The 13050-nt window shown below is 62.9% G+C and carries 13 protein-coding genes and 1 pseudogene; 7 read left to right on the forward strand and 7 right to left on the reverse strand.

Annotated elements, in window-relative coordinates:
• Positions 1-83 precede the first annotated feature (83 nt).
• A complete protein-coding gene (locus tag AC1Z3V_RS21945) occupies positions 84-455 on the forward strand; it encodes a DUF4406 domain-containing protein (RefSeq protein ID WP_429807918.1) in 372 nt (123 codons plus the stop codon).
• Positions 456-617: 162 nt separating this feature from the next.
• On the opposite strand, the gene AC1Z3V_RS21950 is transcribed toward AC1Z3V_RS21945, so the two are convergent.
• Positions 618-1349 carry a DUF4198 domain-containing protein gene (locus tag AC1Z3V_RS21950; protein ID WP_483501687.1) on the reverse strand — a complete coding sequence of 244 codons (732 nt, stop codon included), beginning with the start codon at positions 1347-1349 and terminating at the stop codon, positions 618-620.
• A gap of 230 nt (positions 1350-1579) precedes the next feature.
• Here AC1Z3V_RS21950 and AC1Z3V_RS21955 point away from each other — a divergent pair, with 230 nt between their 5' ends.
• Positions 1580-2200: a glutathione S-transferase family protein gene (locus AC1Z3V_RS21955; protein ID WP_483501688.1), complete on the forward strand. Its 621-nt coding sequence runs from the start codon at positions 1580-1582 to the stop codon at positions 2198-2200.
• 60 nt (positions 2201-2260) lie between these two features.
• Here the strand turns inward: AC1Z3V_RS21955 and AC1Z3V_RS21960 are convergent, their stop codons facing one another.
• From AC1Z3V_RS21960 to AC1Z3V_RS21970, 3 genes are all read right to left on the reverse strand, one after another.
• Positions 2261-3187, reverse strand: a complete 927-nt coding sequence (locus tag AC1Z3V_RS21960; RefSeq protein WP_483501690.1) for a bestrophin family protein — start codon at positions 3185-3187, stop codon at positions 2261-2263.
• A gap of 206 nt (positions 3188-3393) precedes the next feature.
• Positions 3394-3747, reverse strand: coding sequence for an MmcQ/YjbR family DNA-binding protein (locus AC1Z3V_RS21965; protein ID WP_483501692.1), 354 nt, complete (start codon positions 3745-3747; stop codon positions 3394-3396).
• Positions 3748-3780: 33 nt separating this feature from the next.
• A complete protein-coding gene (locus tag AC1Z3V_RS21970; RefSeq protein ID WP_483501694.1) occupies positions 3781-3990 on the reverse strand; it encodes a hypothetical protein in 210 nt (69 codons plus the stop codon).
• Between the two features lie 89 nt (positions 3991-4079).
• Between AC1Z3V_RS21970 and AC1Z3V_RS21975 the strand changes: the two genes are divergently transcribed.
• Positions 4080-5018, forward strand: a complete 939-nt coding sequence (locus tag AC1Z3V_RS21975; protein ID WP_483501695.1) for a LysR substrate-binding domain-containing protein — start codon at positions 4080-4082, stop codon at positions 5016-5018.
• Between the two features lie 36 nt (positions 5019-5054).
• Here the strand turns inward: AC1Z3V_RS21975 and AC1Z3V_RS21980 are convergent, their stop codons facing one another.
• Entirely contained in the window at positions 5055-5714 is a 660-nt protein-coding gene (locus AC1Z3V_RS21980) for a glutathione S-transferase family protein (protein WP_483501696.1), read from the reverse strand.
• 425 nt (positions 5715-6139) lie between these two features.
• Between AC1Z3V_RS21980 and AC1Z3V_RS21985 the strand changes: the two genes are divergently transcribed.
• Both AC1Z3V_RS21985 and AC1Z3V_RS21990 read left to right on the forward strand, forming a co-directional pair.
• The gene (locus AC1Z3V_RS21985; RefSeq protein ID WP_483501697.1) at positions 6140-8473 is read left to right on the forward strand and encodes a putative bifunctional diguanylate cyclase/phosphodiesterase; all 2334 of its coding nucleotides are present in this window, start codon (positions 6140-6142) and stop codon (positions 8471-8473) included.
• 144 nt (positions 8474-8617) lie between these two features.
• Entirely contained in the window at positions 8618-9406 is a 789-nt protein-coding gene (locus tag AC1Z3V_RS21990; protein WP_483501699.1) for a L,D-transpeptidase family protein, read from the forward strand.
• A gap of 71 nt (positions 9407-9477) precedes the next feature.
• On the opposite strand, the gene AC1Z3V_RS21995 is transcribed toward AC1Z3V_RS21990, so the two are convergent.
• Positions 9478-9954, reverse strand: coding sequence for a MarR family winged helix-turn-helix transcriptional regulator (locus tag AC1Z3V_RS21995; RefSeq protein ID WP_483504130.1), 477 nt, complete (start codon positions 9952-9954; stop codon positions 9478-9480).
• A 115-nt stretch (positions 9955-10069) separates the two neighbouring features.
• Between AC1Z3V_RS21995 and AC1Z3V_RS22000 the strand changes: the two genes are divergently transcribed.
• A complete protein-coding gene (locus AC1Z3V_RS22000; protein WP_173515898.1) occupies positions 10070-10492 on the forward strand; it encodes an organic hydroperoxide resistance protein in 423 nt (140 codons plus the stop codon).
• 150 nt (positions 10493-10642) lie between these two features.
• Here the strand turns inward: AC1Z3V_RS22000 and AC1Z3V_RS22005 are convergent, their stop codons facing one another.
• Positions 10643-12214 carry a helicase HerA-like C-terminal domain-containing protein gene (locus tag AC1Z3V_RS22005; protein ID WP_483501701.1) on the reverse strand — a complete coding sequence of 524 codons (1572 nt, stop codon included), beginning with the start codon at positions 12212-12214 and terminating at the stop codon, positions 10643-10645.
• A 346-nt stretch (positions 12215-12560) separates the two neighbouring features.
• Between AC1Z3V_RS22005 and AC1Z3V_RS22010 the strand changes: the two are divergent.
• Positions 12561-12968: pseudogene (locus AC1Z3V_RS22010) on the forward strand (hypothetical protein); the annotation flags it as partial.
• Positions 12969-13050: the final 82 nt, after the last annotated feature.

Consider the following 13050-nt stretch of genomic DNA (forward strand, 5'->3'; position numbering starts at 1 on the left):
CTTGACTCTTCACGATATTGCACGAAATATCGTGAAATATCCAGAATGATCTGGATATTTCGTGCAAAAATGTGGAGAAAATCATGCTGATTTTGATCGCGGGCCCCTATCGCTCGGGAACGGGAGACGATCCGGACAAGATGGCCGCCAACCTGAGGCGGCTGGAAGAGCCGTCCTATGCGCTGTTTAAAGCCGGGCACGTGCCGATGATCGGTGAATGGGTGGCGCTGCCGGTGTGGAATGCGGCGGGCGGCGAGCGGGTCGGGGATGAGCTCTACGAGGAAATCTTCCACCCGGTGGCCGGACGCCTGCTGGCGCTTTGCGATGCCGTGTTGCGCTTGCCGGGTGACAGCAAGGGAGCCGACAACGATGTGCGCATTGCCCGCGAGCGCGGCATACCCGTCTACCATCGCCTGGAAGATGTGCCCGGCTGCGGCGAGGCGTTCGTTGCCTGACCGAAAACGGCCCGGCGGGAATAACCTGCCGGGCCGAGTATGTGGCTTCTGAACGCCTCCGCGCCTCAGCCTCGGGACCGATGCGCGGCTCAATCCTTCACGCCGCCCTTAAGCAGAGGGTGGATGTTCTGGTTGGGCCGCGGCATGACCGGGGAGGCGGGTCTACTCGTGGACGTGCGGCTCGGCGACGAAGGTCAGCGTCGCCGTCAGCCCCTTCTTGTCGGCTGCGGCGTCACCTTCGAGCGGAATCGCGTGGCTGACGGCGAGGATGTTGACGCCGGCATTGCGCAGCGTCACTTCTGCCTCACCATTCGCGTCCGTCTTTTCGGAGACGAGCTCGGGCAGTCCGGCGTAGTCCAGCGTGATTTCCTTGCCTTCGAGCGGCCTGCCGTCGAGCAGGAGGCGGACGCGAAATCTTTCACCGGGCTTCAGGCCGATGGGGTTGTCGAGAGGAACAATCTGCAGCGGCTGTGCCGGGAAGTTCGGCAGATTGCCACGCGCATGCACCAGCGCGATGCTGTATTTGACGGAATGGCTCGCCTGCTTGGCGCCGGGAACCTCGTTCTTCGGCTTGTTCACCCATTTGCCGTCAGCGCCTTCACTCCAATAGCCGTTGTCGAACTCAAGAGCGACAATTGCGGGTTCGCCGTCGAATTTCAGCGAGGCGTGGTTGTCGGCGGGCACGATCGTCACCGGCAGCGCCTTGCCGTCCTCGCCAAGCGCCAAGACCGATTTCACTTTGGCCGGATCATAGGCTTCGTCCGCCGGGCCGTGGCCGTAGATGACGGCGAGCGTTCCCCAACGTTCGCCGATCCACGCGCCATGGGAAAAGGCGGGTGTCGCAGCGGCGGCAAACAGGCTGGCGGCGATGAAGGTGGAAAAAAGCGTCTTCATAAGTAACTCCGAATAATGTTATAACGTAACAGTGACGTTCTATTGAAATCCGTTCCCGCTTGTCAATCCGGGCGACATCCGTTCTTCTGCGGGCCGCACGCGGGGATAGGAGCGGAGAAAACCCGTTGGACTTCGCCCGAATTCGCTTCAATTCGCGAGTATTGATACTGTTTGCTCGGCTCGATCGACCCTAAGTCATCCGATCCACCTGACCGCAGAGGAGAGTTAAAGTGTTGAAATTGTTCTACGCACCGGGGACCTGCTCGTTGGCCTCGCATATCGCGCTGGAGGAGGCCGGTGCTGACTACGCGGCGCGCCGCGTCGATTTCTCGACCGCCGAGCAGACCAAGCCCGATTATCTCGCGGTAAACCCGAAGGGCCGGGTGCCGGCGCTCTTGACCGGCCGCGGCGTCGTCACCGAAACGCCGGCGATCCTCACCTATATCGCTGAGACGCATCCGGTGGCGAACCTGGCGCCAAGGGGTGATGCGTTTGCTTTTGCCCAGCTGCAGTCGTTCATGAACTATCTGTGCTCGACGGTGCATGTGGCCCATGCCCATGGTCGCCGTGGTGCGCGCTGGGCGGACGATCCCGCCGCGCACGAGGCGATGAAGGCCAAGGTCGCATCCAACATGACGGCCTGCTTCGAACTGATCGAGAACAGAATGTTCGAAGGGCCCTTTGTCATGGGCGAGGCCTACTCCATCGCCGATCCCTACCTTTTCACCATTGCTGGCTGGCTGGAAGCGGATGGCGTCGACCCCGCCCTTTTTCCGAAAGTGCTGGATCACCGCAATCGCATGACGGCGCGTCCGGCCGTTGCCCGGGTTTTGGCGGCGGTCAAGCTCTGACAGGTCGCACAAAGGTGCGCGGCCGCTTTGCGACGCACTCTAGGCCACGGGCGGTTCTGGTTACATCAGCATGTAGTTCTTCGGTTGCGGCAGGGGCGGAAGGTCGGCTTCGCCGAGCGCCTCGCGCAGGTTGATCTCGATCGTTTCGGCGAGTGCCACGATCGGCAAGTCGTTCGGCAGGACGCCGAACGGCTCCTCCAGCTCGTCGCCAAGCGCGTCGAGGCCGAAGAACGTATAGGCAACCAGCGCGGTGACGAAGGGCGTCGCCCAGCCGAGCGCATCGGCAAAGCCGAAGGGCAGCAGGAAGCAGAAGAGATAGGCGGTGCGGTGCAGAAGCAGCGTGTAGCCGAAGGGCACCGGCGTGTTGCGGATTCTTTCGCACGCAGCGAGCGTCGCCGACATCTTGCCGACCGTACCGTCCATAAGCGCCCACTGAAAGTCGCTGACCGTGCCCGAAGCACGCAGACCGGCAAGCTCGCGGCCCATCTCGCGCAAGAGGAAGTCCGGCGGATTGCGGCTCGCTGTGTAACCGGGAACCAGATCGTCGGGCATCCGCGCGAGCGTCCTAGTGGCATGGTGGCCCGGCCGCAGGTGGCAGACCAGGGCGTGGGCAAACGCGATCGTCAGATTGAGCAGGCGCCGCCGCGCCGCTTTCCCCGACGTCTCGTCCGCCCCGTCCAGGATCAGCGTCTGGCGGGCAAGATCGCGTGACGTGAAGATCAGTTGCCCCCAATCCTTTCGCGCCTCCCACCAGCGGTCGTAGCAGGCATTGTTGCGAAAGCCGAGGAACACGGAGAGCGCGATACCGAGCAGTGCGAACGGGCCGCTGTTGACGCTCGGCACGATTTGCGGATCGAAGCGGTGTGCCCAGACGACGAAGGCGGAAAGTCCGAAGACGAACAACACCTGCGGAAATATCCGCTGAATGACCGATCCCCTGAGGATGAAGAACAGTTTCAGAAGGTTGGGGCGGTCGCGAACGATCATGGAAGAGCACCTGTGCGGCTATCGTTTCCACCGGTATAGGCGCTGGCTCTGAAATGGAAGGCCGCATCATCCGATCGCGCCGCCTGCAGCATCGAGATTTTCCCTCGGATGTCGACGGCAAAGCCTGCCTGATCGACAAGGTCGGCTGGCAGGCTCGACACCGAAGGGTGCCATCCGGTGTCTGCTCACATGGAGAAGCGCCGATTTCAGCCGCCGAAGCTTGCAGAAAGCTTCTTCGGCGCCTTTTCCCGCCAGGCGGAAAGCAGCCGCCCGGTCAGGCTCTCATCGTCGATCTCCGACAGTCGGACGAGCATGGCGGGCCAGCCCCTGTAGTGGTTCGTCTCGAAATAGAGCCGCGGATCGAGTTCCAGCAGCATTTCCTTTTCCTCAAGCGCGCACATGACGACGAGCGTGTCGCCATCCTTCATGCGCGCGAAGCTCTTGTCCTTCACCAGCAGTGCCGGCGTGCCGTAGGAGGTGCCGACCGAAACCTCCGGCAGGCCGGCGGCTTCCGCCAGCTTGACGATGCGCGCGAAATTGCGGTCGAGGTCCTCGGTCATCCCGTCAGCCTATCACAAGGCCCTTCTTGTTCGTCACCGGGCCCCGGCCTGCAGGCAGTCGCCGGCGCATTCGGCCGCGCGCGGCCAGGGCCAGCCGGGGAAGGGCAGATCACCGAGTTCGCGTTCGTCCATGCGCTCGAGATCCGGGTGCTGCAGCGGGTCCCGCGTCCAGGCCAGTGGCGTATCCTGCTTCCGATTTTCCGAAGAGGCGAATGCGGTCAACATCGAGAGAAGCTTCAACATGGCGGACCATCCTTTCGATCGTTGGATGATCTGCCTGTCCCGCTCTCTTTTCAATTGAGAATGGTACCGAACGAGTTTAGAAAAACTATATGAGAGATCTGAATACCGTCCATCTGAACGGACTGCGCGCCGTCGAAGCTGCCGGTCGTCTGGGCTCGCTCGCCGCAGCGGCAGAGGAACTCGGCGTGACCTCCGGCGCCGTCAGCCAGCAGATCGCCAAGGCGGAGGCCCAGCTCGGCCGCGTCCTGTTCGAGCGAACGTCGCGGGGCCTCGTCCCGACCGACTTTGGCCAGCGGTTCCTCGCACGCCTCAGCAACGCCTTTCAGGAGCTGGCGGAGGCCGTGGCTTCGGCGCGGCGGCGCGACGAGTCGGTGTTGACGATCTCGGTGGCGCCGGTCTTTGCCGCCCGCTGGCTGGTTTATCGGCTCAACCGTTTCGCCGAGCGCCACCCCGACATTCGCCTGCGCATCGATGCCACGACGAAGCTCGTCAATCTCGACACGTCCGATGTGGATGTCGGCATCCGTGTCGGCTCGGGCGAATGGCCCGGCGTGAAATCCGAACTGCTGTTGCAGCAGGAGGTCTTTCCCGTCTGTTCGCCGTCCATGGCGGAGAACCTGCGCATACCTGCAGATATTCTAAAGCTCCCTGCCGTGATCGACGGTCACTCGATGTTCAGCTGGGAGGTGTGGCTTCGCGAAGTCGGTCTCTCCGGCGCCGAAATGAGCGTGCGCCACACGTTCAACGAGGCGTCGCTGGTGCTCGACGCGGCGATCTCGGGGCAGGGGGTCATGCTCGCCTGGCAGACGCTGGCCGGTTTCGCGATCAGCCAGGGCAGTCTGGTCGTGCCCTTCGGCATTCGTGTCGAGACGGGCTACGGCCACTATTTCGTCAGCTCGCCATCGCGGCGGGAAAGCAAAGCCGCGGCCGCCTTCAAGCGCTGGGTTCGTGACGAGGTGGAAGAGGGCATGCGCCTGCTCGATCTCAGGGCGCCGCGTGTTCGCTTTGACGCGGCGACCATGACTTGACGATACCCGGAGAGCCGTCGAGCCGTTCCCGGCGGCTTATTCCGCTTCCGCCAGGCGCACGTCCATCATCGCCTTGAATGCAGGCCGGTCATGGCAACGGGCAAGCCAGGCGGCCACGCGCGGATATCTCGCGAAAAGCTGCTTCTGGCTCATGGTGTAGCGGAAGACCTCTGCGAGATTAAGATCGGCCACGGTGAAGCGATCGCCGACCACGTAGTCGCGTCCATCGAGGTGGGTCTCCATGCGGGCAAACACCTTGTCGAGCGCCTTGGCGCATCTCGCGATCGTTGCCTTGCCTTCGTCAGTTTCCTCCTTGCCGTAGTCGTAGGTCAGGACGATTTGCACGGCATGCGGTTCCACCTCGGTCGCCGCCCACATCGTCCAGTTGCCCATCAGTCCTTCTTCACGGATATCGGCCGGCGCCAGCGGGCCGCCATATTTGCGCGCGAGATAGAGATTGTTGGCAAGCGATTCCGTCAGCACGACGCCGTCATCGTCGATCGCCGGGATCAGCCCCATCGGGTTGACGGCGAGGAAGGCCGGCGACTTGGTGTTGATGGGCGCGTCGGCGGCAAGCGGATCGGCGACCCGGCGCGCCTGGATGACCGGCACGGACTTGAAGGCGATGCCGAGCTCCCGCGCCATCCAATAGTTGCGCGATGCGCGCGAGCGATAGACCCCGTAGATCGTCAGCATGTCGAACTCCTCCCGTCGTTGCCGTGCTCCTGTCTTAGGCAAGCGCACCGGAGGGCGGAAGCCGATGCCGCTGATATCACGCATGAAATCTTTTGATAGGCCAAGCGGTCCATCGTCGACGTATCTTCGCGCCGTTGGTCTCCGGCTGTCGCGGTCGATTTTGGGGCACTCTTGGCGGACGGCTTGTGGGAGGCCGGTTGACGAATGTGGCGGCGCGCTTGCCCTGCGCGCTCGTTCTCGTCAACTCGGCCAGGTCCAGCAGCCGATGGCACGTCCAGCGGTCGCTTTCCCTTGGCGCGACTTCGAGATTGCAACCTCTACACGATTTTTCTACAAGTTATTTAGGAAGGGCTAACTCTTGCTCGTCTAACGTGAAGTGGGGAAAGATCGACCAGCGACGTGACGAAACGCGTCGGGAGGGCTGCTTGGCGAAAAACACGTCCCGCAATCCGCGATACGCCGCCTTAAACGGCGGCGGCAATGAGGATACACGTCGCCTGATCGATGCCAGCCACCGGTTGGCCGAAGAAGTTGCGCGCATCTTTCCCGCCGAACCCGACATCGCCGACCGCCACTACTGGTTGGAAACGATGATCAACCATGTGCCGGACTACATCTATGCCAAGGATGTCGAAGGGCGCTTCCTCATCGCCAACCAGGTCACCATTGCCGACAACGGGCTGGAGGCGCTGAATGACATCGTCGGCAAGACCGACTTCGACCTCCATCCGCCGCATATGGCCAAGGCGATCGCCGACATCGAGCGCCGCGTCATCGAGACCGGCGAGCCGATATTCGGCATCGAGGAACGGGCGATCGTCAGCAAGGGCCGCGACCGCTGGCTGATGACCTCCAAGGTGCCGCTGCGCAACAAGCGCGGCAAGATCGTCGGCGTGGTCGGCGTGTCGCGCGACATCTCCGACCGCAAGGCCGCCGAGCGCCTGCTCGAAGGGCAAGCCCGCCTCCTGGAGATGATCGCCAACAGCCGGCCGCTCGACGAGTTCTTCCGGGACATGATCCTGCTGATCGAGGCGCTGATGCCCGGGATCAAAGGGTCGGTGTTGTTGTTGTCTGCCGATGGCCGCTATCTCTCCCACGGCGCAGCACCAAGCCTCGACGAGGCCTATTGTGCGACCATCCATGGTATCGAGATCGGTCCTCGCATGGGCTCCTGCGGTACCGCCGCCTGGCGCGGCGAGCAGGTGATCGTCTCGGATATATTCGCCGATCCTCTCTGGGTCGACTATCGCGAGTTCGTTCGTCCCTACGGTTTCCGCTCCTGCTGGTCGACGCCGGTCCATTCGCGCGACCGCAAGGTGCTTGGTACCTTCGCGCTCTATTCCGGCTCCGTCGGCGTTCCCGACGATGGGCAGAGGGAACTGATCGCGATGGCGGCGCATCTGGCGGGGATAGCCATCGAGCGCAAGCAGGCGGAGGACCGTATCAGTTTCATGGCGCATCATGATGCGCTGACGGGCCTGCCGAACCGGGCGCTGTTCGAGGAGCAGGTCGCCGAGGCGCTGGAGGCCCTGCGTGGCACCCGTCAGTGGGCGGTGCTCGCCTTCCTCGACCTCGACAATTTCAAACTGGTCAACGACACGCTCGGCCATGCGGCCGGCGATGAACTGTTGAAGGTCACGGCATCGCGCATGCGTTCGTCGGTGCGCAAGTCCGACATGGTCGTGCGTGTCGGCGGCGACGAGTTCATCCTGCTCTTGAACGGTCTTCCCTGCGAGCGTGACGTCGTACTGGCGAGGCTTGAGGATATTCGCCGCGCCATCGCCGCCCCGATGGAGATCGAGGGCCGGAGCTTGCAGGTCACCTGTAGCATGGGGGTCGCCTGCTTTCCCAATCAGGGCAAGACGGTTGGCGAGCTGCTCGCCAATGCCGACATGGCGATGTATCGGGCCAAGGAACTCGGCCGCAACAATCTGCAGGTCTTCACGGAGGAAATGGCTGCCAAGGCGCACGAAAAGCTGCGCCAGCAGGAGGAACTGCGCAGGGCACTGGCGCGTGACGAGTTCTTCCTGCAGTTCCAGCCGCAGATGAACCTTGCGAATGGCCGCGTTTTCGCAGCCGAAGCGCTGCTGCGTTGGCGTCACCCCGAGCGGGGCACGGTCTCGCCGGCCGAGTTCATTCCGCTCGCCGAAGAAACCGGGCTGATCGTGCCGATCGGCGACTGGGTGCTGCGTGCCGCCTGCCGCCAGGCCAAGGGCTGGCAGGACGCCGGGCTGCCACCGCTAATCGTCAGCGTCAACGTTTCGGCGCGCCAGTTCCGCGAGCGCAACTGGGCCGGACACGTGGCGGCGATTCTTGCCGAAACCGGGCTTGAGCCCTGCTGTCTCGAACTTGAACTTACGGAAAGCCTGATCATGCAGGACGTGCCAGGCGCGATCGCCACCATGCACGAACTGCAGGCGATCGGCGTGCACCTGGCAATCGACGATTTCGGTACCGGCTATTCGAGCCTCAGCGCCTTGAAGCGCTTTCCGGTGCGTCGTCTGAAGATCGATCGGTCCTTCGTCGCCGACATTCCTGTCGATCTCGACGACAACGCAATCACCGCGGCGATCATCTCGCTTGCCCAAAACCTCGGCCTGCGCGTCATCGCCGAAGGTGTGGAAAATCAGGCCCAGGTCGAGTTTCTGCGCCAGAGCGGTTGCGACGAGATCCAAGGCTATTTCTTCAGCCGGCCGCTCGCCGCGCCTGATTTTGAAATGCTGATGCGCCAGCCGCGTTTCAGCGCTCACAGCGTTTGAGCTCTCTCCGTTTCACGCCGCGACGCAAGCTTCGGTCCAGCCGCAAATGCAAGCATCGCCCCATTTCGAGGGGCTGTGCGTAGTGTTTCGTTAAGCAATTTCATGCAGCACTCCTCAGGCCGCACTCAAGCCCTCCAGAGTTCGATGTCCTCTTCAGTCCTCTTCTCCCGTCGTCAGTTTCTCCGCTCGTCTGGAATGGCGCTTGCCTCCGCCGGTCTTGCAGGCTGCACCTCCTCGATGAACACGGATGTCTTCCGCTATGAGACGGCGCCGGTGTTCCGCAATCCCGCGATCGAGGGACGCTTTACCGATCCGCGCGCCGAAGGCATCTATGAGAGGCAGGATGGCCCAGGGCCGCTGCCGACCGGCCTTCCGCCGCAGGACCTCTACGTCGACGACATCTATGCCTCCGTGAATGACGGCGGTTATCAGGTGCCGGCCATTCCCTTCCGCCAAATCGACGCGCGTTTCTATCGCCAGGAGGTCAGCGATCCCTTCGGCGAGCAGCCGGGAACGATCGTCGTCGATACCGGCGACCGCTATCTCTATCTGATCCAGCCGGGCGGCAGGGCGCTGCGTTATGGCGTCGGCCTCGGTCGCGAAGGGTTCGCCTGGTCGGGCCGCGGGGTCATCCAGTGGAAGCAGAAGTGGCCGCGCTGGACCCCGCCGGACAGCATGGTCGCCCGCCAGCCGCATCTGAAACCCTATTCGGCCAAGAACGGCGGCATGGCGCCGGGTCTCAACAACCCCTTGGGTGCGCGCGCGCTCTACATCTTCCAGAATGGTCAGGACACGCTTTATCGCGTTCACGGAACGCCGGAATGGAAGTCGATCGGCAAGGCCGTTTCGTCCGGCTGCGTACGCATGCTCAACCAGGATGTCATGGACCTTTACGATCGCGTGCGCGGCAAGGCGCCGATCCTCGTCATCTGAGACCGCGGGCATCGTCGCTCACTGCGTCCCATCGCTCATGCGGTGGGTGACGTCCGCTATTCCCGCTGCTGTCAGTCCGCGTCGTGACCGGAATTGAGCTGCCGCGTCAACTGATGCAACGTTTCCCGGATTTCGCCCGCTTCCTCCAGGCTGCAGCCTGAAGCCTTGCCGATATCCATGAGAATGCCGAAGGCCTCGCTCTTGAGGTCGCGGCCTTTTTCCGTGAGGCGGACGATCACCTGTCGCTCGTCACCCGGATCGCGCTGGCGCGCGACATATCCGGCCACCTCCAGGCGTTTGAGAAGCGGGGACAGCGTTCCGGAATCGAGCCCGATCTCCTCGCCGATGCGCTTCACGGTCATCTCGTCCTGTTGCCACAGCGCGAGCAGCACGAGATATTGTGGATAGGTAAGGCCGAAACGATCGAGCAGCGGCTTGTAGGCGCGGTTGAAGGCATGCGCCGCCGAATAGACGGCGAAGCAGAGTTGCTGGCCGAGCGCCAGCGCTTCCTCGGGGATGGTGTCGTTATGTGTCGCCTTGTCAGTCATCATCGCATTTTCGCAAAAACATGCCAAAAATGCAATTTGCAAAATTAATTTGCGCACAATTGAATTTTGCGATATCTAATTCGCATCCACTCGGAAACGCAAAGGAGACCCGCCAATGCCCATTCTCTATCGCACCACTGCATCCGCAACCGGTGGCCGTGCTGGCCAGGCCAAGAGCGCCGATGGCGTTCTGGATGTCACCCTCACCGTGCCGAAGGAACTCGGCGGCGACGGCGCCCGCGGCACCAACCCGGAACAGCTTTTCGCCGCCGGATACTCGGCCTGCTTCCTCGGCGCGCTGAAGTTCGTTGCCGGCAAGGAAAAGGTAAAGCTTCCGGAAGACACGAAGGTGACGGGAACCGTCGGGATCGGCCCGCGCGATGATGGCACAGGCTTCGGCATCGATGCCGCGCTTGAGATCTCGTCGCCTGGCGTCGACAAGGCGGTTCTCGAAGACCTCGTCCAGAAGGCGCATATCGTTTGCCCCTATAGCCACGCGACCAAGGGCAATATCGACGTCAAGCTGACGGTTGCCTGATTTTTCAATTCCAATCGGAATCCAAAAGCCCGGCGGGTTCTTCCGCCGGGCTTTTGTGTTCCCAGGGCATGATGCTCCGTCCGGCCGCTGCACGAGGCGGCGGCCGCCGCGTCTCAGCGTCGTCGAGGGCCGTTGCCCTCACGGTCATGGTCAGCGCCGGCTGAGGCTGCCGAGGATGCCGCGCACCAGGGCGCGGCCGACCTGGGTGGCGACGGTGCGGGCGACCGATTTCATTGCGGCTTCGACGACCGTCTCGCGCTGGTAGCCGGAGCTGCGCGGACGCGCCTGCTTGCCGGCCGCTTCAGGCTCGTCGTCGCCGAAGCCCGGCAGCGTCCAGCGGCTGCCGCCGGTATTGGCTTGCGTCGTCTGCTGCCCGGCCTGTTCCTGCGCCTCTGCCTGCGCGTCGGCTGCCTTCTTGGCGCGTGCCGCCAGGATCTCGTAGGCCGACTCGCGGTCGAAGTCTTCGTCGTAGAGGCCACGGACGGGGCTGACGTCCATCACCTTCTGCCGCTCGGCCTCGGTCAGCGGACCGACGCGCGACTGCGGCGGACGCACGAGCGTGCGCTCGACCATCGACGGTGCGCCCTTGCCTTCGAGTGTCGACACCAGCGCCTCGCCGGTGCCGAGATTGGTGATGACGGTGGCGCAATCGAAGTCCGGGTTCGGACGGAAGGTGTCGGCGGCGGTCTTCACCGCCTTCTGGTCGCGCGGCGTATAGGCGCGCAACGCATGCTGGACGCGGTTGCCGAGCTGGCCGAGAACGGTATCGGGCACGTCGAGCGGGTTCTGGGTGACGAAGTAGACGCCGACGCCCTTGGAGCGGATCAGGCGCACGACCTGTTCGACGCGTTCGATCAGCGCCTTCGGCGCGTCGTTGAAGAGCAGATGTGCCTCGTCGAAGAAGAAGACCAGCTTCGGCTTGTCCGGGTCGCCCACTTCCGGCAGTTCCTCGAAGAGTTCCGAAAGCAGCCAAAGCAGGAAAGTCGCGTAAAGCCGCGGGTTCATCATCAGCTTGTCGGCCGCCAGCACCGAGATCGCGCCACGCCCGTCATTGGTCGTGCGCATGATGTCGGTGATCTTCAGCGCCGGCTCGCCGAAGAAATGCTCTGCGCCCTGCTGCTCGAGGATCAGTAGCTCGCGCTGGATCGAGCCGACCGAGGCCTTGGAGATGAAGCCGAACTGGTTGGAAAGCGCGCTGGCATTGTCGCCCATGTAGTTGAGCAGCGCCTGCAGGTCCTTGAGGTCGAGCAGCGGCAGGCCGCCCTCGTCGGCGATCTTGAAGGCGATGTTGAGCACGCCTTCCTGCGCGTCGGTCGCATTCATCAGCCGCGACAGCAGCAGCGGTCCCATCTCCGACATGGTGGTGCGGACGCGATGGCCCTTCTCGCCGTAAAGGTCCCAGAAGATGACGGGGAATTCCTGGAACTCGTAGGGGTTCGTCGGCAGCCCGATCTGTTCGGCGCGTTTCAGGATGAAGTCCTTGGGCTCGCCGATGGCGCCGATGCCGGAGAGATCGCCCTTGACGTCGGCGCAGAAGACCGGGACGCCGGCGTTGGAAAAGCCTTCGGCGAGGATCTGCAGGGTGATTGTCTTGCCGGTGCCGGTGGCGCCGGTAATCAGGCCGTGGCGGTTGCCGAATTTGAGTTCCAGATACTCGCCCTTGTTGATCGAATCATCAGGCTTGCGGCTGGTGCCGATAAAGAGCTTGCCTTCTTCCAACATGTGGGCTTCATCTCCGTTTCGTCAATGAAAGCGGGCGGTTCGCGGTTTTTGCCGGTGCCCGTCATCGCTATGTGTCTTGCTCCTGTTATAGGGGGTGCAGCCACGCCCGGCAACAAGACTGTTCCTGCCCAAGGAGCGGGAAAGCGGATGCGTGAACGGCGCTCGGCTCGACGCCTTGCCAAGCCTGCGGCGCCGTGAAACCATCGGCCTTTCGTGGGCCGGGCGCCATTGAAAGAGGCCTGCAGATGCCGGCCGAAAACCGTGGCTTTGTCCGGCGCCGGCAGCCGTCGCCGCTTGTCATTTTGGAAGCGATCATTTACCTTGACGTCAACGTCAAAAATCCAATGAGGGAGTTAAGTCCATGAATGAACTGGTCACGCGCGTCGCGGAAAACGTTGGCATTGAGCCGGCAACGGCCGAAAAGGCCGTCGGCATGATCCTCGGTTTTCTGCAGCGCGAAGCCGCCGACGGCCCGGTTGCCAGGATGATCGAGAAGATCCCGGGCGCATCCGAGCTGATCGCTCAATACAATGGCGAAGGTTCGGGTGGCGGCGGCCTGCTTGGCGGGCTGATGTCTGCCATCGGCGGCGGCGGCGTCATGGCGCTCGGCCAGCAGTTGATGAGCCAGGGCCTCGGCATGGGCGAAATCACCTCGCTCGCCAAGGAAACCATTGCTTTCGCCAAGGAAAAGGCCGGCGACGAAGTGGTCGACGAAGTTGTCGCCTCGGTTCCGGGCCTCAGCCAGTTCGTCTGAGCCGCGGACAATCCGTCTGAAATGCCACCCCACCGGTCCCGGCCGGTGGGTTTTCTGTGTGATGATGTCTCAACGGGTGACG

It is taken from the genome of Ensifer sp. 38_S197 (genome assembly GCF_056924495.1).

Bases quoted from the DNA above. Each gene is read 5' to 3' on its own strand.
- AC1Z3V_RS21945 (WP_429807918.1), top strand. From the start codon at position 84: ATGCTGATTTTGATCGCGGGCCCCTATCGCTCGGGAACGGGAGACGAT.
- AC1Z3V_RS21950 (WP_483501687.1), bottom strand. From the start codon at position 1,349: ATGAAGACGCTTTTTTCCACCTTCATCGCCGCCAGCCTGTTTGCCGCC.
- AC1Z3V_RS21960 (WP_483501690.1), bottom strand. From the start codon at position 3,187: ATGATCGTTCGCGACCGCCCCAACCTTCTGAAACTGTTCTTCATCCTC.
- AC1Z3V_RS21965 (WP_483501692.1), bottom strand. From the start codon at position 3,747: ATGACCGAGGACCTCGACCGCAATTTCGCGCGCATCGTCAAGCTGGCG.
- AC1Z3V_RS21970 (WP_483501694.1), bottom strand. From the start codon at position 3,990: ATGTTGAAGCTTCTCTCGATGTTGACCGCATTCGCCTCTTCGGAAAAT.
- AC1Z3V_RS21975 (WP_483501695.1), top strand. From the start codon at position 4,080: ATGAGAGATCTGAATACCGTCCATCTGAACGGACTGCGCGCCGTCGAA.
- AC1Z3V_RS21980 (WP_483501696.1), bottom strand. From the start codon at position 5,714: ATGCTGACGATCTACGGGGTCTATCGCTCGCGCGCATCGCGCAACTAT.
- AC1Z3V_RS21990 (WP_483501699.1), top strand. From the start codon at position 8,618: ATGTCCTCTTCAGTCCTCTTCTCCCGTCGTCAGTTTCTCCGCTCGTCT.
- AC1Z3V_RS21995 (WP_483504130.1), bottom strand. From the start codon at position 9,954: ATGACTGACAAGGCGACACATAACGACACCATCCCCGAGGAAGCGCTG.
- AC1Z3V_RS22000 (WP_173515898.1), top strand. From the start codon at position 10,070: ATGCCCATTCTCTATCGCACCACTGCATCCGCAACCGGTGGCCGTGCT.
- AC1Z3V_RS22005 (WP_483501701.1), bottom strand. From the start codon at position 12,214: ATGTTGGAAGAAGGCAAGCTCTTTATCGGCACCAGCCGCAAGCCTGAT.